The following is a 19,862-nucleotide window of genomic DNA, read 5'->3' on the forward strand; positions in this document are numbered from 1 at the left end:
GCCGTTGCTGGCGTACCGCGCGACACCAGCACAGATAGCAATATTGGGGTAGTTAACGGTGATTTGGGATGAAGAAGTCGACCTGGTGTGCACCGGCTCAGGAACCGCCGGGCTGGCGAGCGCCATCTCAGTGGCCGACGTCGGTGGGGACGTGTTCGTCGCCGGTTCCGCGGTGGCCTTCGAAACCGGCGAGACTGCAATAGCCTCCGCGGCCCACCGGATATCGCCGTGGTTGGGCCTCGGCATCGCCGACGCCGAAACGAACGACTACTTCACGGCGCTGTCGTCGGATTTGATCCCGCTGCCAGCGGCTGCCAGCGACGCCGGCGTGCCGATCCGGGTTGTTTCTGAGCCCGCGCCCGCGCAGTCCGGCCGCACGGTCGCGCCGTTCGTCGGCGCCCGGCTCGGCGACTGGGCCGCACGCTGTTTGGCCTCGCCGTACGGATACTTGCACTCGAGGGTGTCGGATTGGCATTCGAGCACGGTGCAGAGCAGCGACGGCGACATGATCGCGGTCGCGGAGATCGGGACAATGACACTCGCTTCTGGCGATGTCGGCGGATCGGTGCATGACTGGCTGCTGGCGCAGGCACACGACCGGCGCATCGCGGTGCATGCCGACAGCGTCCTGCAGCGCATCGTGTTCGAGGAAGGCGCCGTGGTGGGTGCGGTGTTCATCACGCCCGAGGGCCCGTTCGCCGTTCGTGCCCGCCACGGGGTCACGATCGCCGCAGGCGACGTATGCCCTGGCTCGGCCGGTTCGGGCTCGCTACCGGTTGGCGACGCCGCGCTGAGGGTGTGTCTGGTGAGCAAGCATGCGAGCCGGTTCGGCCGCGTCGAGTTGCTGACCTCCGAACCTTTCGGTCAGCCGGTCCCACCTACCTGCCAACCGGCCAACCGCCGGTTGCGCCGCAACCTGCACGCCACCCATGACCGCTCACCCCAGTGGCGTTGCGGAAAAGTGCACGGGCATCCGCCCGTCGGCCAGTAACGACGCCATCTCTTCGCTCGGCAACGGGCGCGACAGCAAGAAGCCCTGGGCGCGGTGACATCCGTGCTGCAGCAACGTCAATGCCGCGGTTTCGGTTTCGACACCTTCAGCGACCAGCTCCAGTCCGAACGCGTCGGCGAGCGCGATGATGGCGCGCACGATCGCGAGGTCACCTGGGTCGACTCCCAGCTCGCGCACGAAGCTCTTGTCGATCTTGAGCGTGTCGACCGGCAGAGATTTGAGGTGCGTCAACACGCTGTAGCCGGTGCCGAAATCATCGATGGCGAGGCGCACACCGACCTGTTTCAACGCGGCCAGGGTGATGCGGGTGGTCTCGATGTCCTGCACCACAACGCTTTCGGTGATCTCCAGGCACACCGATGCGCCGTCGAGGCCGAACTCGTCGAGAATCTCGGCGACCGATTGGGCGAAGCCGTCGGTGACCAACTGCACCGGCGATACGTTGATCCGCAGTAGCACGTCGTGCGCGACGCCGCTGGCGCGCCACCTCGCGAACTCGGCGCAGGCGGCGTGCATGACCCAACGCCCCAGTTCCCCGGCGAGGTTGATCGATTCGGCGACGCCGATGAACGTGTCGGGTGCGAGCAGACCCCGGGTCGGATGCTGCCAACGGACCAGTGCTTCGGTGGCGAGGATCTCGCCTGTGCGCATGTCCACCTCGGGCAGGTAGTGCAGGACGAGCGCGCCGTCTTCGATCTGGCTTTGCAGGTGTAATTCGATGTCGTTGCGAAGTTCGGTGTCCAGCGACATCTCGTCGGTGAATACCGCCACTTGGTTGCCGCCCGCATTCTTGGCGTTGAGCACCGCCTGGTCGGCGCGTCCGAGCAGGTCCGATGTGGTGTCGCGGCCGGGAACGCCGACAGCCACGCCGATACTGACGGTGCGGGTGAGCATCTCACCGTCGACGGGCACATGTTCGTGCAGCGTGGATTTCAGCTGGTGGGCCAACGTTCCCGCGGTGGCGGCATCCATCGGTTCGGCGGGCACCACGACGAACTCGTCACCGCCGAGTCGCGCGATGAGGTTCGGGCCCTCGGCGCAGTCCTTGAGCCGTTCTGCCAGCGTTCTGATGAACCAATCGCCTGCGGTGTGGCCGAGATAGTCGTTGATCGCCTTCAACCGGTCCAGGTCGAAGAACAACACCGCGACGGGGCCGGGCCGCCCGGGCCGCAGGCGCGCCTCCAGGTGCGTCAACAGCGCACGGCGGTTGTACAGCCCCGTCAGGTCGTCGTGCTCGGCCAGATAGCGCAGTTGATCTTCGGCGTCGATACGTGCCTGGACCTGGGCGAACAGCGATGCGATCGCTTTCAGCGCGTTGAGCTCTGCCGGTGTCCAGTCGCGGTCGCCGAACTTGACGAATCCGAGCACCCCGCTGGTGACGTCTCCTGAAAGCAACGGAACACACGCCATCGAGGTGGCAGGCACCTGCCTGCCTTCCTTGATCGTGTGCTGGTACTCGTCGGTGGAGGGTTCAGGCCGAAAAACGATCGGTTCCTTCTGGTGTTCGGCGAGCGCGAAGACCGGATCGGCATCGTCGAAGTACACCACCGCCAACGGGTCCGGGTCCGGAATGCCCGGCCGTACCGGCCACTCGGCGACCAACACCGAAGCCCGGATCTGGTGATCGTTGCGGCGCAGGAAACTGACGTCGACACCGAAGTAGTCGACAAGGTCAGCCAGGACCCGCTGGCTGACCTCGACCTCGGTGGCGGCGTTCACCGCCATCAACTCGGTAGCGACCGAGGTGACGAGGACTTCCAAACTTCGGGGCACTAAACCTCCGTATCAGGGGCAATCACACGGCGCCGGCGGCTTCGCACCGACGGTCGCGGTGCATGGGCGAACCGGAGTATCAACGCCTGTGACTCTGCAGGATCGGTGCCGGCGACCATACGAAAATTATATTGCAGGTCAGTAAGCTCCTTGGTGTACGCAGGTGACAGCCCCTGCAGGGCCCGCGCCTCGACGGCGTAGAGGAACGCCGGTGAAACCGGTTGTACGCCAAGCCCGTGCTGTTGTGCGGTGACCCACACCGACTCCACGGCCGATCCGGCGCGCGCATAGTCGACCAGGTCAGCACCCGAGACGGAGACCACCCCCAGGGCACCGCATCCGATGACTCGGTCGTAGGTGTCCTCACCCAGCGCGACACCACCGTCCCACGCGGCCAGATGGGCCATCACCTCCGGTCTGCGCAGGATATCGAGCATGACCAGCTCGCTCTCCGCCAATCCGAGGGTGTGGACGTCGATCCCGGTGTCCGGTGAGGGGTCGCCGGGCCAGCGAAGCTCGGCGATCATCTCGGCGTGCAACCGTGGTGTCAGGTACCGGATGCGGTCGGCGGCTGCCAGTATTCGCGCGGCGGCTGCGAGCTGTTCTGCTGTGTTGAGGATCGTGAGCCGGGCCCCCTCGCGTCGGGCGGCCGCGGCCAGAAGCTCCAGGGTGTCGGGGGAGATCGGCGTCGGCTCGGCCGGACGACGGTTGGTCTCGCGCTGCAGCATGGCTTCGTAGAGCGCGGCGAGTGCCGGATCGTCACCCGGTGAGAAGTGCAGCGTCGCAACCAGGGGAGAGCGTTCAGCGTCAGGTTCGAATGTCACCTCGGCGACCATTGCGTGCGCCGCCGCCGCGACACGGGCGTTGAACGCGGCGGCCCCGACCGCGACGGCGCTTGCCCGACAAGCGACATCCATCGTCGTCGCATACTCCGGTGCCAAGGCGATCTTCACCGTGTCGCCGTCGGCCCAGATGCGCCAGGGCTGTGCGTTTCCGCCGGAGGGTGCGCGGTTGGCCGCGGCCAGCACGGCGCGGACCGCTTCATCGGCCGTCGTCGGCGATTCGATGTGGTCGTCGACCCCGCGTTCGGTCGGCGGGACCACAGGTTCTTCGATGCGGTCGAGGGCTGCGGCGACGTCGACTCGCACCCTGCCGGACGCAAGGGGCTCACCCAGCCCGATCCGACGGACCGCCTCGGCGACCGCCGCGGTGTTGAGCGCCACCTCCGACGCGACCTGCGGCCATGTCGACAGCGTTTGGCCTACCTCGATCAGCGATGCCGCCATGCGCGGTGACACCTGGGTCGCGTCGACCAACCGTAGCGAGTACGGAACCTTCTCGCGGGCGTCCAGGCGCCTGAGTTGGGCGGCGTCCATGTCACCGACCAGCCCGTGAAATGTCGGGCGGGTGGGTTCCACATCGAACCTCTCGACGTCGAGCAGGCATCGGTCGGAGGTGGCCATCAACACCGGCAGTTTCCTGGCTCGCGCGGCTTCGCGGACAAGCACCTTGGCGTCCAGCGAGTCACACTCCTCGAGCACGATGTCGACGTTGTCCATGAACTCGTCGACGGAATCCGTTGTGATGCCGGAGGTCTGCACCACCACCCGCAGATAGGGGTCGAGTTCGGCGATCCTTCTGGCGCACACCACCGCCTTGTTCAGCCCTAAATCGAACACGGTGGCTGGCACGCGGTTGAGGTTGGACAGTTCGAGGTCGTCGAAGTCGGCGAGCCGAAGCTCCCCGCAGAACCCCTGCGCGGCAATGGTATACGCGATGACATGGCCGACGCTGAGGCCGACGACGCCGATGCGCAGCCGGCTGAGCCGGTCGAGTTCGGCCACAGTGACCAGGTTTCTGTTCCGGTCCAACCGCAACCGCCGAAAGCCGTGCGGGCCCAGCACGCTGACTACCTTTGCGCGCCATGGATAGTACGCCCACCGGATCGGTTCACCGGTCACGTCCGGGCCTGGCGGTGGCCGCAAGCTGTCCAGGGCCGTCAGCTGAGCGGGTGCCGCGTCGATGAACTCGACCCGTGGGTCGGCCCGCAATTGCGAGAGGAGCGGCTCGTCAGCGTTGAGGACTATTGCGTTGCATTGTTCTGCACCATCGGTGCTTGCGGTCATTGCGCCATTCTGGCAGCCACCGGGCCGACCGCCTCATGAAGCCACGGCGCCATCTGCCGCTGCTCGGCGATGAACAGCGAAAGCTGCTGAGGGTCAGCATGGTTAGCAAATGTGCGCCGGTCCCACCATGCAAGCCTGGTCTGGTAACGGCGATCGGGGTAGGGCGTGGGCGGAATCTTGGTCGCCAACTGGCCGCCCGAGGACAACCAACGTTTGAGCACATAGGAGGCGGCCGTGGCCACGATGAACTGGATGTCGAGCAAGTTCATCGCGTGCAAGGGGGTGCGCGAGATTGCGCTGGTCAGCTGGCGGCTGCGCTCGGGGTCATCGGTAACCCATGCGGTCTTCATCTCGACGACACCGAATGGCAGGCGGTCGGCGACCATTTTGCGCACAGCGGCATACCCGGGTTGGCCGCTCCACTCCTGCAGGGCATGGCATTCGTCGGCCGACTGGTAGGGGCCCTTTGCGCGCAGGCCGCCGACGACGCGGCCGGCGTCGTTCACGCAGGCTGCGAACAGAATCGTGTCGCGCCCGGAGGGGAGGGCATCCATGTCCAGAGCGACCTCGACCCCGTGGTTGGTATAGCTTTTGCAGGCTCCCTGGACGAAGTCTTCCCAAAGTTCGCGCTCGACGCGCGGGTCGGCGAACACGACCGTGCACTCGGTCTGCGGGTCATAACAGCTGGGGCTGTCCTGCAGGCTGGTGACAATGGGGTCGATGGTGTCGGCGGGCGAGATCGTCATGGTCGTCCATTTCGTTTGATGGCCAACCAACCAGTGGTTGGCGCTGATTTATCGGATAGTTATGTCCGCATGCAATGTTGAGTATCTCGCTGGAAGTCGCTCGAATACCAGCTAGCGGAGAAATATTGTCCCGTGTCCGGGGAATACCCAGGAGTAGCTTAGTCGACGCCCGGGCCGATAAGCACCATGCGGCTATCTTTGCAGTGATTGTTTCAGCAGGTAGCCGATGGGAGCGTGGGACGCTGGCGAACTCACCGGGGCGTTAGAGAACCTTTGGCGTTCTTATCCCCGAAATTTTGCCCACCGCACCCGCAGCGAGCCGATTCTCGTCGTTTCGAAGGCGGAAAGTCGGCTGAAACCAGGGAATTGGCGCCGACGCTGCATGCGGCTTTTCGCCGGCCGCCCCGATTCGACCCGCGCGTCCGGGTCGTCCAGGTACGCCGCTTCGGGCCGACGTCGACGAACTCGAGGGGACCGGCACGACCGGCAGCCCGGCTTTTTCTGCGCTCGCCGTGGGCAGATGACACGCTATGGCAGATGGAGGAGAAGTATCCGGAGCGCGGTCGTGGCGCTCTTCCGGTCAAGGACATCGGCAGGCTGCTGTTGCGCTGCGCCGACAGGCCGGGGCTGGTCGCGGCGGTGAGCGCATTCCTCACCGATGCGGGCGCCAATATCCTCTCGCTCGATCAGCACGCGACCGCACAGTCCGGCGGCACATTCATGCAACGCACGATCTTTCATCTCCCCGGTCTCGCGGCCGCGCGCGACGCCCTCGAGCGGGACTTCGCCACCCGGGTGGCCGCCGGGTTCGATATGGATTTCCGGCTCACCGAGGCGGCGAAGCCCAAACGGGTGGCGATCATGGCCTCCAAGGAAGATCACTGCCTGCTTGATCTGCTCTGGCGCAACCGTCGTGGTGAACTCGACATGGCGGTGGTCATGGTGATCTCAAACCATGCCGACCTCGCCGATCAAGTCAGGCCTTTCTCGGTGCCCTTTATGCATGTGCCTGCAACCAAAGATATTCGCGACGAGGCCGAACAACGCCAACTGCAACTGTTGCGAGGCAACGTCGACCTCGTTGTGCTCGCCCGCTATATGCAAATCCTCACACCGCGATTCATTGATGCGGTGGGATGTCCGGTCATCAATATCCACCATTCATTCCTGCCCGCACTCATCGGCGCCGCGCCCTATCGGCGCGCGAAAGAACGTGGGGTCAAACTGGTCGGCGCGACCGCGCACTATGTGACCGAGGATCTCGATGACGGGCCGATCATCGAGCAGGATGTGGTGCGCGTCGGGCATCGTCACAGCGTGACCGACCTGGTGCGCCTTGGCGCCGATGTGGAACGTCTTGTTTTGTCCCGCGCGGTGCTATGGCACTGTGAGGACCGCATCATCCAGTACGGCAACCAGACGGTGATCTTCTAGTGGGACGAAGGAGAAGCAGTGAGAACGTTCAAGGACCTCGATGAGCTCGTCGCGGCCGAAGGCACCCAACTGGGCCCGACGGACTGGCTGGAAATCAGCCAGGAGCGGGTCAACTTGTTCGCTGACGCCACCGACGATCACCAATGGATTCACGTCGACCCCAAGCGCGCTGCAGACGGCCCGTTCGGCGGCACGATCGCGCATGGGCTGCTGACCCTGTCGCTGCTGCCGCGCTTCATGCACCGGCTCTACACCGTCGGAAACATCACGATGGCGATCAACTACGGCTACAACAAGGTTCGCTTCATCACACCGGTCAAGGTAGGTGCGAAGGTGCGCGCCCGCGCAGAGCTTACCAAGGTCGACCAACTCGACGGCGCCGTGCAGTCGACCATGACGACGACCGTAGAGATCGAGGGCGCGGATAAGCCGGCGGCTGTGGCCGAATCGATCGTGCGCTACATCCGCTGACGGTCAGCTCAGTACTGTGTTGACCCCTGGTCGACCGGGATAGCCGCCGCGGTCAGATATTTCGAGTCGTCGGTGGCCAACCAGCACACCACGTCGGCGACATCCTCAGGCTCGAGAATCCAGGTCGGCAGAAACGGCGTCATCATGTTCTGCAGGGCGGGGTTGGTCTCCAACGTCCGCCCGATCGCCGCGATCATGTCGCCGGAACCCATCGCGGTGTTGACCGGACCGGGATGCACGCTGTTGACGCGGATCGAATGCTTGCCGAGTTCGGCCGCGAACGCGCGGGCCATCCCCGTGACCGCGTGCTTGCTGGCGGTGTAGTGAATCATGAACGGCTGCAGCTTGATTCCCGCGGCCGAACTGATCAGGATGACCGAGCCGCCACGGCCGCCGTCGATGATGCCCTGCGCGCCGGCCATCACGGTGTTCCAGGTGCCGGTGACGTTGATGTCCATCACGTCGCGGAAGTCGTCGACGGTGATCTCGTTCCACACCTGGGGCGGAGAGATGCCGGCGTTGGCGACGATGATGTCGAGGCGCCCCAAGGCGGCGACACCGTCGGCGACCGCGCGGTTCAAGCCCTCGGTGTCGCGGATGTCGACCTGCGAGGCCAGGATCCGTCGCCCGGTTGCCTCGACGAGGCGGGTGGTTTCGGCGAGGTCTTCGGGTGTCGCATGGTCGTAGGGCACGCAGGACGGCAGCTTCCCGGCGATGTCGACCGCGATGATGTCGGCACCCTCGTTGGCCATCCGGACGGCGTGGGCGCGGCCCTGTCCGCGGGCCGCCCCGGTGATGAACGCCACCTTGCCGGTGAGCCGTCCGTTCATGCGCGCTCCTTCTGTGCCGCCTTGACGAGGTTGGATCCGATGATGAGCCGCTGGATTTCGCTGGTGCCCTCGTACAGTCGCAGCAACCGGACGTCGCGGTAGATGCGCTCGACGGCGACTTCGCGCATGTAGCCGCTGCCGCCGTGGATCTGCACGGCGAGATCGGCGACCTGGCCTGCCATTTCGGTGCAGAACAGCTTCGCCGCCGACGGGGCGACACGGCGGTCTTCGTCATCGACCCACTTGCGCGCCGCGTCGCGGACCAGCGCGCGTCCGGCCATCACCCCGGTCTGCTGGTCGGCGATCATGGCTTGCACCAGTTGGAAGCTGCCGATCGGTGTGCCGCCCTGGGTGGCGGTGGCGGCGTAGGCCACCGATTCGTCGAGGGCGCGCTGTGCGGTGCCGACCGCCAGGGCGGCGATGTGCACGCGGCCACGCGCCAGCGAGATCATTGCCGCGCGGTATCCGATGTCCTCGCTGCCGCCCACCAGTGCCTCGGCGGGCACGCGTACGTCGTCGAAGCTGACGTCGGCCGTCCACGCGCCTTCCTGGCCCATCTTGGCGTCTTTCGCGCCGACCTGGACGCCGGGGGAGTCGGCGGGCACCAGGAAGACCGCGATGCCGGGGCCGTCGTCGTCGGCGGGGCGGGTGCGGGCGAAGACGACGAACAGGTTGGCCGTGGGTGCGTTGGTGATGAACCGTTTCTGGCCGGTGATGATCCAGTCGTCGTCTTGCTGAACGGCTTTGGTGCGCAGCCCCGACGGGTTGGACCCGGCGCCGGGCTCGGTGAGGGCGAACGATGCGACGACGTCGCCGCTGGCGATGGGCTCCAGCCAGCGGGACTTCTGCGCGTCGGTGCCGAAGCCGACCAGCACCTGGCCGGCGATGCCGTTGTTGGTACCGAACATCGAGCGCAGCGCCAGCGACGTATAGCCCAGTTCCATCGCCAGCTCGACGTCCTGGGCGAGGTTGAGCCCCAGCCCGCCCCACTCCTGGGGGATGGCGTAGCCGAACAGGCCCATCCCCTTGGCCTGCTCGCGCAGGTCGTCGGGGACGCGGTCCTCGGTGAGGATCTCCTGTTCGCGCGGCACGACCGCGGTGCGGACGAAATGACGTGTCTGTGCGAGGATCTCGCGGAAATCGTCGTCGCTGACATCGGTCATCGGCACGTGCTTCCCTTCGAATTTGCGCGGTCGGGGCTCTCCGCCGCCAGCAGACGCAAAGGCGTACGAATCCGCCGCGATGGCACCGCTTTGCGTCTGCTCGCCGGGCGTCGCAGCCCCTCGGCTCGGCTGATCATATATGAAATATGATGTGTGATTGATCCGGCCCTGCTGCGGGCTCTGACCAACGAGAGGGTGAGCTAGGTGTCGTTGTTGACCGGACAGACGGCCGTCGTCACAGGCGGTGCGCAGGGCCTGGGGTATGCCATTGCGGAGCGGTTCATCGCCGAGGGCGCGCGGGTGGTGCTCGGCGACCTGGATCTCGGCGCGACGCAGACCGCGGCCAAACAACTCGGCGGAGACGATGTCGCGTTGGCGGTGCGTTGCGACGTCACCGATACCGCCGAGGTCGGCGCACTCGTCGGCGCGGCCGTCGAGCGGTTCGGGAGCCTGGACATCATGGTCAACAACGCCGGCATCACCCGCGACGCGACCATGCGCAAGATGACCGAAGAGCAGTTCGACCAGGTGATCGCCGTGCATCTGAAGGGCACCTGGAACGGAACCAAGGCGGCGGCGGCGATCATGCGGGAGAACAAGCGCGGCGCGATCGTGAACATGTCGTCGATCTCCGGCAAGGTCGGTCTGGTGGGCCAGACGAACTACTCGGCGGCCAAGGCCGGGATCGTCGGGTTGACGAAGGCCGCCGCCAAGGAACTCGCTTATCTCGGTGTGCGGGTCAACGCGATTCAACCGGGTCTGATCCGCTCGGCGATGACGGAAGCCATGCCGCAACGTATTTGGGATGAGAAGCTCGCGGAGGTGCCGATGGGGCGCGCGGGTGAGCCCGCCGAGGTCGCCAAGGTGGCGTTGTTCTTGGCCAGCGACCTGTCGTCGTACATGACCGGAACGGTGCTCGAGGTCACGGGCGGACGCTACGTATGACACTCACGAGCCGAGATCGACGAAATGGTCGAACCTACCCGCACTTTCCCGCCCGGTTGTCCCGTTGGGCGGCGCGCGAAGAGGTGAGCCATGCGTGATGTGGTGATCTGCGAACCGGTACGCACGCCCATCGGGCGCTACGGCGGCATGTTCAAGTCGCTGACCGCCGTCGACCTCGGCGTCACCGCGCTCAAGGGGCTCCTCGATCGCACCGGGATCGCCCCCGACGCCATCCAAGACGTCATCCTCGGGCATTGCTACCCCAACAGTGAGGCGCCCGCGATCGGTCGGGTGGTGGCGCTGGACGCCGGGCTTCCGGTCACCGTGCCCGGCATGCAGGTCGACCGGCGCTGCGGCTCCGGCCTGCAGGCCGTCATCCAGGCCGCCCTGCAGATTGCCGGCGGCGACAACGACGTCGTGGTCGCCGGCGGTGCCGAAAGCATGAGCAACGTCGCGTTCTACTCGACCGATATGCGTTGGGGCGGAGCACGATCCGGTGTGCGCATGCACGACGGGCTGGCCCGCGGCCGCACCACCGCGGGCGGACAGCACTACCCGGTGCCCGGCGGCATGCTCGAGACCGCCGAGAACCTGCGCCGCGAGTACGACATCTCGCGCCAGGAGCAAGACGAACTCGCGGTGGCCTCGCACCAACGTGCGGTGGCCGCGCAGCAGAGCGGCATCCTCGCCGAGGAGATCGTGCCCGTCACCGTGCGCACCCGATCGGGTGACGAGGTCATCGACACCGACGAGCATCCCCGCGCCGACACCTCGCTGGAGTCGTTGAGCAAGCTCAAACCTGTTCTCGGCAAGAACGATCCGGACGCCACGGTGACGGCGGGCAACTCCAGCGGCCAGAACGACGCCGCCTCGATGTGCATCGTCACCACCCCGGAGAAGGCCGACGAGCTCGGGCTGAACCCGCTGGTGCGGCTGGTGTCGTGGGGGGCCGCCGGCGTGGCGCCGAACGTCATGGGCATCGGTCCGGTGCCCGCCACCGACGTCGCACTGCGCAGGGCCGGGCTGACGCTGTCCGACATCGACCTCATCGAGCTCAACGAGGCGTTCGCCGCCCAGGCCCTGGCCGTGATGGCGGAGTGGAAGTTCACCGCCGCCGACCACGACCGCACCAACGTGCACGGTTCCGGGATCTCGCTGGGCCATCCGGTCGGCGCGACCGGAGGACGGATGCTGGCCACCCTGGCGCGCGAAATGAACCGGCGCGACGCGCGTTACGGCCTGGAAACCATGTGCATCGGCGGTGGGCAGGGGCTGGCCGCCGTCTTCGAAAGGATCACCGCATGACCCAGCGAGAAGCGAAGCGGGATCGCGCATGACCCAGCGAGCAGCGAAGCGGGATCGCGCATGACCAAGCTCGCCCAGACGCTCGGGCTGACCGAGGTGCAGACCGAAATCCTGGCCACCGTACGCCAGTTCGTCGAAAAAGAGGTCATCCCGAACGCACCCGAGTTGGAGAGCACCGACACCTACCCGCAGGCCATCGTCGACCAGTTGAAGCAGATGGGTCTGTTCGGGTTGATGATCCCCGAGGAGTACGGCGGTCTGGGGGAATCGCTGCTGACCTATGCACTGTGCGTCGAAGAGCTCGCCCGCGGCTGGATGAGCGTCTCCGGCGTGCTCAACACGCATTTCATCGTCGCCTACATGCTGCGCCAGCACGGCACCGACGCGCAGAAGCAGCGCTTTCTGCCCCGGATGGCCACCGGCGAGACGCGGGGCGCGTTCTCGATGTCAGAGCCCGAACTGGGTTCTGACGTCGCGGCGATCCGCACCCGGGCCACCCGCACGGCCGACGGCAACTACACCATCGACGGCCAGAAGATGTGGCTGACCAACGGTGCGAGCTCGACGCTGGTCGCGGTGCTGGTGCGCACCGACGAGGGCGCCGACAAACCACACCGCAACCTCACGGCGTTCCTGGTCGAAAAGCCGGTCGGGTTCGGCGAAGTCGTACCCGGCCTGAGCATTCCCGGCAAGATCGACAAGCTGGGATACAAGGGCATCGACACCACCGAGGTGATCTTCGACGGCTACGTGGCACACGCCGACGACATCCTCGGCGAAGCGCCCGGGCAGGGGTTCGTCCAGATGATGGACGGCATCGAGGTGGGCCGGGTCAACGTCTCGGCGCGCGCGTGCGGGGTGGGGATCCGCGCGTTCGAGCTCGCGGTGCGATACGCCCAGCAGCGCCAGACGTTCGGTAAGCCGATCGCCGAACATCAGGCGGTGGCTTTCCAATTGGCCGAGATGGCAACCAAAGTGGAGGCCGCGCATCTGATGATGGTCAACGCCGCACGGCTCAAGGACTCCGGTGAACGCAACGACGTGGCGGCGGGTATGGCCAAGTACCTGGCCAGTGAGTTCTGTTCGGAGGTCACCGAACAGAGCTTCCGCATCCACGGGGGCTACGGCTACTCCAAGGAATACGAGATCGAGCGCCTGATGCGCGACGCCCCGTTTTTGCTCATCGGTGAGGGCACCAGCGAGATCCAGAAGAACATCATCAGCAAGCGGCTGCTCGCGGACTACCGGATCTGATATGTCGGACCCGGATTTCGCGTTGCGTCCGCAGCTGGCCGAGGACGTCGCGCGGTTCGTGCGCAGGCGGATCTTCGACGGCAGCTATGCGGCGGGCGAGTACGTGCGGCTGGACCAACTCGCGGCGGAGCTGGGGATCAGCGTCACCCCGGTGCGCGAAGCGCTGCTGGAGCTGAAAGGCGAAGGCCTGCTCGCACAACAGCCCCGGCGTGGCTTCGTGGTGCTGCCCGTGACGGGGCGTGACCTGACCGACGTGTCGAACGTGCAGGCCTATATCGGCGGTGAGTTGGCGGCGCGGGCGGCGGCCAACATCAGCGAAGAGCAGTTGCGCGATGTGGAGAAGATCCAGACCGAACTCGAGGCGGCCTATGCCGGTGACGACGACGAGACGGTGGTACGCCTCAACCACGAGTTCCACCGGGCGATCAACGTGGCCGCCGATTCACCGAAGCTGGCCCAGTTGATGTCACAGATCACGCGTTACGCGCCGGAGTCGGTGTTCCCGACGATCTCGGGCTGGCCGGAGCAGTCCAACCAGCACCATCGACGGGTGCTGGCCGCCCTGGAGCAGCGCGACGAGAAACTGGCCCGCGCCGCGATGTCGGAACACCTGGCGGCCGGCGCCGAGCCGCTGATCGAACACCTCACCACCCGCGGCGTGGTCACGTAGCTCTTTTCCCGCCCAAAGGGACATTTGGGCGGGAAAGTGCGGCTTGGCTTCAAAGGGGTGGGGGCTGGGCTATTGCGCGGCGAGCAACGCGCGCACTTGGGCGACGTCGACCTTACCGGTGGCCTTGCGCGGAATGTCGTCGTCGGAGTCGACCAGCAACCACACGGACGGAACCTTGAAGGCGCTCAACCGGTCTCGGGCGGCAGCACGCAGCTGATCGACCGAGACGTCGCCGACGACGATCGCGCCGACGGCCCCGGAGACTTCAGTGACGCACGCATTGTCGACACCGTCGATGGTGCGTAGCGCTTGTTCGACCTCGCTGGGGTAGACCGTCGCGCCGCTGACCTTGAACATGTCGTCGCAGCGGCCGTGGAAGAACAAGAACCCGTCGTCGTCGAGATGGGCGAGGTCACCGGTGGGGTAGTAGCCGTCGGCGCCGAACACATCTTCGCGGCTGCGTCGGACGATCCCCCGCATCACGTGCGGCCCGCGGATCTGGATCATCCCGATCGTGCCCGCGGGAACAGGCTCACCGGTATCGGGGTCGACGATCCGTACCTGCATGCCCTCGAACGGTTTTCCGCAACTGCCCCACGCGGACCGCGGCATGTCGGTGTCGGCGCGATAGCCACAATACGGGCCGAACGACTCGGTCATCCCGAGCAGCTTCGCCCGAGCGCCGGGCTCGGCGCGGTGCTCGGCCGGCAACAGCGCCTCGAGGCTGCCGGGGCGCAACGACGACAGATCCGCGCCCACCGATCCGGACTGCCGTGCCAGCGCCTCGGCCTGATCCGGCCACCCCCGAAACAGCGTGACGCGTTCGCGCTCCAACAACCGCAAGGTGGTTTCCGGGCGCGGAATCGGCTCGGTGACCAGTGTCGCACCCGCCGACAACGCCGTCAGGATGCCACTGCCGAAACCCCCGACCCAGAAGAACGGCATCGGCAGATACAACCGGGTGTCGGCGTCGACACAGCGCGCAACCAAACCCGAACGCACCGCCCGCAGCGCGTTGCCGTGCGAGTGGATGACGCCTTTGGGCGGCCCGCTGCTGCCCGAGGTGAACATGATCGCCAGCGTGTCGCTTGGTGTGACGGCCGCCGTCACCTTATCGACTTTCCCGGCGTCGCCGCCCGACGGCAGCTCAGAAACCGTCCACACCCGTTGTAGCGCGGGGAGACCCGCCCGCACCGGCGACAGGTCGTCGAGATAGCGGTGCCCGCGGAACTCCGCGACGGTGATGAGGTACTGCACCGAGGCGACGCGCAGTTGCGCACCGAGCTCCGGCGCGGCCAGCAGCGTGCTCAACGGCACCAGCACCGCACCGATTCGGGTGAGCGCCACCGCGACCCGAACCCATTCGACGCTGTTGGGCATGATCAGCCCGACGCGGGTGCCCTTGCCGACGCCGGCTTCAAAGAATGCCGCGGCCAGTTCCCGCGTGGCGGCGTCGAGTTCGGCGTAGCTCATCTGCCGGTCGGGGTCGATCACCATCGGCTTGGTCGGCTGTGCGTCGGCGTGCCATCGGATCAGGGCGTCGATCGTGTCAGGCATCGAATACCTCTGTCAGACGGGCGATGTCGATCTTACCGCTCGACATCACCGGTATCTGCGAAGCCGGCAGGGCGGCGAACCGCCGCGGGATCTTGTACGCGGACAGTTCGGATTTCAACGCCTCACGCAGCGCCGACTCGTCAAACGCCGCGGCGGAGTCGTCGAGTGCGATGACGGCGGCCACCAATTGCCCACGTTCGGGATCGGGGATGCCGACGACGTGCGCCACCGTTCCGCCGGTGACCTTGGCGATCGCCCGCTCGACTTCGGCCGGCGCCACGTTCGCCCCCGCGGTCTTGATCATCGCGCCGTGGCGACCGATGAAGTACACGAACCCGTCACGGTCCACGCGGACGAGATCGCCGGTGTGAAACCAGCCGTCGTCGTCGAAGCACTCTTCGCGGCTGCGCTTGTAGTACCGCTGCATCAGATACGGGCCGCGGATGCACAGTTCACCGATGTCGCCGGTGGCGACCGCGTCCCCGGTGTCGGGATCGATGATCTTGGTGTCGAAGCCGGGCAGCGGTTTCCCGAAGGACCCACGCCGGTGTTCGGGTTGGTCGGACGCGTCGGCGCTGATGGTGATGACGCTGCCGGATTCGGTCATGCCGAGCATGGAGTGACGCAACTCGGGATCGGCCGGCCGCACCTCCGGGGCCATGATCGGATACAGGTTACCGCGCCGCAGCGACGACAGATCCCGGTGCGGCAGGCTCGGATGACGGCTCAATGGAGCGATACCGGCTACGAAACCGTTGGTGATCGTAGGCTTTTCGGCTTCGATCAGATCAAGTGTCTCGGCGGCATCGGTGGCGTTGGAACAGATCAGCGTCGCGCCCGCCAGCATCGTGGCCAGGATCGCGAACGCGAAGCCGCCGATCCAGAAGAACGGCGAATTGCAGAAGAGCTTGTCCTGCGCGGTCAGCCCCCGAAACTCGTTGAGCACCTTCTGGTGCTCCAGCAGCGACGCGTGGGTGTGCACCACCCCCTTCGGGGCGCTGGTCGAACCCGAGGTGTACACGATCGCCAGAAGATCCGAGGGCTCGACGTCGTCCTCGAACGCCGTCAGCGGCGCCTCGTCGACAGCGTCGGGCGGCGCAAAGTCGAAAACGACATGACGCAACAGCGGCAGGGCATCGACGACGCCGTCAAGTCGCTGCCGGTAGTCGTGGTTGCGGTATGACCCTGCGCTGAGCAGGATCTCGACATCGGCATGGGCCAGCTGTTCCCGCAACTCCGGAGCCGTCGCAAACGTCGAGAACGGAACCACGACCGCACCGATACGTGCGGCGGCCAGCATCGCCACCACGAAAGCCGATCCGTTCGGGTACAGCACGCCGACATGGGTGCCCTTGCCCGCCCCCAACGCGACCAGGCCGCGCGCCAACCGGGCCGATCGCTGATCGGCTTCGGCGTACGTGACCCGGTCGTCATCGCAGACCAGGAACGGGTGGGTGCCGCGGCGCGCGGCCTGACCGCGCAGCACCGTGCCGACCGTGGTCTCAGGCATGCTCGACGGAGTCGGTGAAGAACTGCCGAACCGTGTTCAGGTCGGCTTTGCCTGACGGCGTGCGCGGTATCTGGTCGACGACAGCGATATCGGCGGGCACCTCGTAGCGCGCCAGCCTGGTCCGCAGATGGTCGATCAGCGCAGCGGTCTCGACGTGTTCACGCAATTCGACCATGGCGACCGGGGTTTCGCCGAGCCGCGAGTCGGGGCGACCGACGACCGCGGCGGCGTGCACTGCGGGGTGGCTTTCCAGCGCGGCGCGCACCTCGTCGGGCATCACCTTGAAGCCGCCGCGAATGATCGCCTGATCGGCACGCCCGAGGATCCACAGGAAGCCGTCGTCGTCGATGCGCGCCATGTCGGTGGTGCGCATCCAGTCCGCGGACGGGCCGAGTTGGCCCGGCTTGACCTCCAGCAACCCGGGCTCGTCGGGCCCCAATGGCGTGCCTGCATCATCGACCACCCGCAACTGCGCGCCAAGCGTGGCCCTGCCGACGCTGCCCCGCTTCGCCGTCCAGTACTGCTGGTAGTCCGCCAGTGACCAGCCGGCTACCCCGCCGCCGAACTCCGTTGCGGCATAGGAGGTCAGCACGGGGATGCCGAACTTGGCGGTGAACGCGTCGGCGTCCTCGGCCGACAGCGGCGCGGTACCCGAGGTGACCGCAAGGATGCTGGCCAGATCGTCGCGGGTCAGCTCCGAGTGCAAGACGGTGCGCAGCGCGGCGGGGACCAGCGACACCGCCCGTGGGCGATGCCGGCGTACCGCATCGGCCCACCGATCCAATTCGAATCGATCCAACAGCGCGAATGAGCGGGCCTCGCAGACGCACTGAAGGACCCGGTACACACCGCCGATGTGCACCAGCGGGGCGTTGACGATCGCCACCCCGCGTCGCAGCTCGGTCGGTGCGGCTGCGGTCTCGTAGTTTGTGCCGATCACGCTGCACGCCAACATGTCATAGGTGAGGTCGATGCGTTTGGGTGGTCCGGTGGTGCCGCTGGTCAACATCCGCACGGCGACACCGGCACGGCCGGTGTCCCGGGATTTCGCAGGTGCAGAAGATATCCGGGGTGTATCGGCCAGCCCCGTGATGCCCAGCGTGGTGGTGTAATCCGTCGGCTCCACGAGGTCCTGGAGGTCGGCGGGGGAGCCGACGATCAGAGGCAACCGCAGATCGTCGATGTCGGCCTTGGCACGGTCATCTCCCCTCGACGGGTTGATGACGACGACGGTGCCGCCGCCCAGCAGCACCCCGAGTAGCGCGGCGACGTGAGAGGGGGTATTGCGCAGCAGGATTCCGACTTGGCGGTCATGCAGACCGACCGAGGATATGCGGTGCGCCAGTTCGCCGAGCTGCTTCCAGCTGGACCACTGACCCTCGTACTCGATGGCGGGGGCATCAGGTTGCAGGCCCAGCACCGCCGAGATGCGTCGGCGCAGCGGATGATCGGTGCTCATCGGATCCTCGGCGTGGTCGTGTCGCGCCTGCGCGCGGCGAGTTCGGCCGTTCCGAGCGGGTTGCCCAGCCTGGTGTAGATCAGGTTCTGCTCGAGCGCTGCCCGATACGGTTTGTCCAGCGACTCCCAGATCGCCTTCACGGTGCCCTGGGTGGCCGACGGCGGTTTGGCCGCGATACCCGACGCGATCTCATGGGCGCGCGCCCACAGCGACTCGGGCGAGACCACCTCCGACACCAGCCCGATGCGCAATGCGGTGTCAGCGCTGACGCGTTCGTCGTTGCCCGTCAACGCGATCCGCAGCGTCTCGCCCAGCCCGACCCGGCGCATCAGCCCGATCGGTTCCAGCGCGCACACCAGCCCGGCGCTGACGTGGGAGTCGAAGAACGTCGCGTCCTGCGAGCAGATCACCACGTCGGACTCGTTGACGAAGTAGAACGCGCCCGCCGTGCACATCCCCTGCACCGCGCACACCACGGGTTTGAACATCTTCTGCCATTTCGGGCTGAGCTTCTCGCCGGGGTCCTCGTGGTGCCACACGTTGTCGGGCTGGCCGTAGGACGACTTGATGTCCAGGCCCGCGCTGAACGCTCGGTCACCGGCGGCGCGCAACACCACCGCGTTGACCGAGTCGTCGAGTTTGACGACCTGCCAGGCTTCGGCCATCTCGTCACACATCGTGCGGTTGAACGCGTTGAGCGAATCGGGCCGGTTCAGCGTGATGGTCGCGACGGCGACGGCGGGGTCCACGTCGAGCAGGATCGTCTCGAAGTCGCGAGAGGTCATCGGCATTTCCAGTTCGGGGCGCGCTTTTCCATGAACGCCTTGGGTCCTTCCTGGGCGTCCTCGGTGCGCACCACCCGTTCGCGGAAGGTCTCGGCGAGGATCTCGCCCTCGTGCATCGGCAGATCCAGGGTCTTGTGGATGGCGAGCCTGGTGCCCCGAACAGCAAGCGGTGCATTGGAGTTGACGATGTCGGCGATCTCGTGGGCGCGTTCGAGCAGCCGGTCGTGTTCGACGACCTCGCTGATCATCCCGAGCTCGTAGGCGCGCTGGGCACTCATCCGTTCGTGCTTGCCCATCAGCGCCATCCGCAGCGCGATGTTGCGGGGGAGCACCCGCGCCAGCCGGACCATCTCGCGGGCCGCCACCAGCCCGATGCTGACATGCGGGTCGAAGAACGTCGCCTTGTCCGAGGCGATCGCGATGTCGCCGGTGGTGATCCAGTCCAAACCGGCGCCGCAGCACAACCCGTTGATGGCGGTCACCACCGGTTTGGCCATGCGGCGAAACGGCGGCGTGCCCTCCTGCGGGGCCTCCCACTGGTCGTAGGTCGACAGGTACGGGCGTTCGTAGATCACGCGGCCGTCCTCGGGGATCTCGCCGACGTCGGCGCCCGTGCAGAACGCGCGGCCGGTTCCGGTCACGATGACGGTCCAGATGTTGTCGTCGTTCTCGGCCTCGTCGTACGCGCTGCGCAGTTCGGTGATCATGTGCGGGCTCAGCGCGTTGAGCGCGTTGGGGCGGTTCAACGTGACCGTGGCTTTGTGCCCGTCGACCTCGTATTTGATGTCGCTGAATGTTGACGACATGCTCGACTCCCTATCC

Annotated in this window: 17 protein-coding genes; 7 read left to right on the forward strand and 10 right to left on the reverse strand. The window is 66.4% G+C overall.

Going from position 1 to position 19,862, the window contains the following annotated elements; genetic code table 11:
• The first annotated feature begins 58 nt into the window (after positions 1-58).
• Positions 59-991, forward strand: coding sequence for an FAD-dependent oxidoreductase (locus tag ABQE93_RS22295; RefSeq protein ID WP_448410518.1), 933 nt, complete (start codon positions 59-61; stop codon positions 989-991).
• On the opposite strand, the gene ABQE93_RS22300 is transcribed toward ABQE93_RS22295, so the two are convergent.
• The 3 genes from ABQE93_RS22300 to ABQE93_RS22310 are packed head-to-tail and all read right to left on the reverse strand — an operon-like array spanning position 938 to position 5,657.
• Positions 938-2,737, reverse strand: a complete 1,800-nt coding sequence (locus tag ABQE93_RS22300) for a putative bifunctional diguanylate cyclase/phosphodiesterase (RefSeq protein WP_448410666.1) — start codon at positions 2,735-2,737, stop codon at positions 938-940. The two genes, ABQE93_RS22295 and ABQE93_RS22300, sit on opposite strands and share 54 nt — an antisense overlap.
• A gap of 47 nt (positions 2,738-2,784) precedes the next feature.
• Positions 2,785-4,911 (reverse strand): Rv1355c family protein, encoded by a 2,127-nt coding sequence (locus tag ABQE93_RS22305; protein WP_448410516.1) that lies wholly within the window; start codon positions 4,909-4,911, stop codon positions 2,785-2,787.
• The gene (locus tag ABQE93_RS22310) at positions 4,908-5,657 is read right to left on the reverse strand and encodes a hypothetical protein (RefSeq protein WP_448410514.1); all 750 of its coding nucleotides are present in this window, start codon (positions 5,655-5,657) and stop codon (positions 4,908-4,910) included. Before ABQE93_RS22310 ends, ABQE93_RS22305 begins: the two co-directional genes overlap by 4 nt.
• A 537-nt stretch (positions 5,658-6,194) precedes the next feature.
• Between ABQE93_RS22310 and purU the strand changes: the two genes are divergently transcribed.
• Together purU and ABQE93_RS22320 are read left to right on the forward strand one after the other, a co-directional pair.
• Entirely contained in the window at positions 6,195-7,091 is an 897-nt protein-coding gene (purU, locus tag ABQE93_RS22315) for a formyltetrahydrofolate deformylase (protein ID WP_448410513.1), read from the forward strand.
• A gap of 18 nt (positions 7,092-7,109) precedes the next feature.
• Positions 7,110-7,562, forward strand: coding sequence for a MaoC family dehydratase (locus ABQE93_RS22320; RefSeq protein ID WP_448410511.1), 453 nt, complete (start codon positions 7,110-7,112; stop codon positions 7,560-7,562).
• Positions 7,563-7,570: 8 nt separating this feature from the next.
• Here ABQE93_RS22320 and ABQE93_RS22325 read toward each other — a convergent pair whose 3' ends face one another.
• Positions 7,571-8,392 (reverse strand): mycofactocin-coupled SDR family oxidoreductase, encoded by an 822-nt coding sequence (locus ABQE93_RS22325; RefSeq protein ID WP_448410509.1) that lies wholly within the window; start codon positions 8,390-8,392, stop codon positions 7,571-7,573.
• A complete protein-coding gene (locus ABQE93_RS22330; RefSeq protein WP_448410665.1) occupies positions 8,389-9,555 on the reverse strand; it encodes an acyl-CoA dehydrogenase family protein in 1,167 nt (388 codons plus the stop codon). Before ABQE93_RS22330 ends, ABQE93_RS22325 begins: the two co-directional genes overlap by 4 nt.
• 204 nt (positions 9,556-9,759) lie before the next feature.
• Here ABQE93_RS22330 and fabG point away from each other — a divergent pair, with 204 nt between their 5' ends.
• From fabG to ABQE93_RS22350, 4 genes are all read left to right on the forward strand, one after another.
• Positions 9,760-10,500, forward strand: a complete 741-nt coding sequence (gene fabG / locus ABQE93_RS22335) for a 3-oxoacyl-ACP reductase FabG (protein ID WP_448410507.1) — start codon at positions 9,760-9,762, stop codon at positions 10,498-10,500.
• Between the two features lie 90 nt (positions 10,501-10,590).
• Positions 10,591-11,805: an acetyl-CoA C-acetyltransferase gene (locus ABQE93_RS22340; RefSeq protein ID WP_448410505.1), complete on the forward strand. Its 1,215-nt coding sequence runs from the start codon at positions 10,591-10,593 to the stop codon at positions 11,803-11,805.
• A 60-nt stretch (positions 11,806-11,865) separates the two neighbouring features.
• Positions 11,866-13,059, forward strand: coding sequence for an acyl-CoA dehydrogenase family protein (locus tag ABQE93_RS22345; protein WP_448410503.1), 1,194 nt, complete (start codon positions 11,866-11,868; stop codon positions 13,057-13,059).
• 1 nt (position 13,060) lies between these two features.
• Complete coding sequence (locus ABQE93_RS22350; RefSeq protein ID WP_448410501.1) at positions 13,061-13,729, forward strand: GntR family transcriptional regulator; 669 nt, start codon at positions 13,061-13,063, stop codon at positions 13,727-13,729.
• Positions 13,730-13,798: 69 nt separating this feature from the next.
• Here ABQE93_RS22350 and ABQE93_RS22355 read toward each other — a convergent pair whose 3' ends face one another.
• Genes ABQE93_RS22355 through ABQE93_RS22375 form a run of 5 tightly spaced genes read right to left on the reverse strand, consistent with a single transcriptional unit; the run spans position 13,799 to position 19,846 of the window.
• The gene (locus ABQE93_RS22355; RefSeq protein WP_448410499.1) at positions 13,799-15,286 is read right to left on the reverse strand and encodes a class I adenylate-forming enzyme family protein; all 1,488 of its coding nucleotides are present in this window, start codon (positions 15,284-15,286) and stop codon (positions 13,799-13,801) included.
• Positions 15,279-16,796, reverse strand: a complete 1,518-nt coding sequence (locus tag ABQE93_RS22360) for a class I adenylate-forming enzyme family protein (protein WP_448410497.1) — start codon at positions 16,794-16,796, stop codon at positions 15,279-15,281. The genes ABQE93_RS22355 and ABQE93_RS22360 overlap by 8 nt, the downstream gene beginning before the upstream one ends.
• Complete coding sequence (locus tag ABQE93_RS22365; protein WP_448410495.1) at positions 16,789-18,255, reverse strand: class I adenylate-forming enzyme family protein; 1,467 nt, start codon at positions 18,253-18,255, stop codon at positions 16,789-16,791. The genes ABQE93_RS22360 and ABQE93_RS22365 overlap by 8 nt, the downstream gene beginning before the upstream one ends.
• The gene (locus ABQE93_RS22370) at positions 18,252-19,046 is read right to left on the reverse strand and encodes an enoyl-CoA hydratase/isomerase family protein (protein WP_448410493.1); all 795 of its coding nucleotides are present in this window, start codon (positions 19,044-19,046) and stop codon (positions 18,252-18,254) included. The genes ABQE93_RS22365 and ABQE93_RS22370 overlap by 4 nt, the downstream gene beginning before the upstream one ends.
• Entirely contained in the window at positions 19,037-19,846 is an 810-nt protein-coding gene (locus tag ABQE93_RS22375; protein ID WP_448410491.1) for an enoyl-CoA hydratase/isomerase family protein, read from the reverse strand. Before ABQE93_RS22375 ends, ABQE93_RS22370 begins: the two co-directional genes overlap by 10 nt.
• Positions 19,847-19,862: the final 16 nt, after the last annotated feature.

It is taken from the genome of Mycolicibacterium sp. XJ662, from assembly GCF_053484035.1.

Coding starts and splice junctions, on each gene's coding strand:
- ABQE93_RS22300 (WP_448410666.1), bottom strand. CDS start 2,737: ATGGCGGTGAACGCCGCCACCGAGGTCGAGGTCAGCCAGCGGGTCCTG.
- ABQE93_RS22305 (WP_448410516.1), bottom strand. CDS start 4,911: ATGACCGCAAGCACCGATGGTGCAGAACAATGCAACGCAATAGTCCTC.
- ABQE93_RS22310 (WP_448410514.1), bottom strand. CDS start 5,657: ATGACGATCTCGCCCGCCGACACCATCGACCCCATTGTCACCAGCCTG.
- purU (WP_448410513.1), top strand. CDS start 6,195: ATGGAGGAGAAGTATCCGGAGCGCGGTCGTGGCGCTCTTCCGGTCAAG.
- ABQE93_RS22325 (WP_448410509.1), bottom strand. CDS start 8,392: ATGAACGGACGGCTCACCGGCAAGGTGGCGTTCATCACCGGGGCGGCC.
- ABQE93_RS22330 (WP_448410665.1), bottom strand. CDS start 9,555: ATGACCGATGTCAGCGACGACGATTTCCGCGAGATCCTCGCACAGACA.
- ABQE93_RS22340 (WP_448410505.1), top strand. CDS start 10,591: ATGCGTGATGTGGTGATCTGCGAACCGGTACGCACGCCCATCGGGCGC.
- ABQE93_RS22345 (WP_448410503.1), top strand. CDS start 11,866: ATGACCAAGCTCGCCCAGACGCTCGGGCTGACCGAGGTGCAGACCGAA.
- ABQE93_RS22350 (WP_448410501.1), top strand. CDS start 13,061: ATGTCGGACCCGGATTTCGCGTTGCGTCCGCAGCTGGCCGAGGACGTC.
- ABQE93_RS22355 (WP_448410499.1), bottom strand. CDS start 15,286: ATGCCTGACACGATCGACGCCCTGATCCGATGGCACGCCGACGCACAG.
- ABQE93_RS22360 (WP_448410497.1), bottom strand. CDS start 16,796: ATGCCTGAGACCACGGTCGGCACGGTGCTGCGCGGTCAGGCCGCGCGC.
- ABQE93_RS22365 (WP_448410495.1), bottom strand. CDS start 18,255: ATGAGCACCGATCATCCGCTGCGCCGACGCATCTCGGCGGTGCTGGGC.
- ABQE93_RS22370 (WP_448410493.1), bottom strand. CDS start 19,046: ATGCCGATGACCTCTCGCGACTTCGAGACGATCCTGCTCGACGTGGAC.
- ABQE93_RS22375 (WP_448410491.1), bottom strand. CDS start 19,846: ATGTCGTCAACATTCAGCGACATCAAATACGAGGTCGACGGGCACAAA.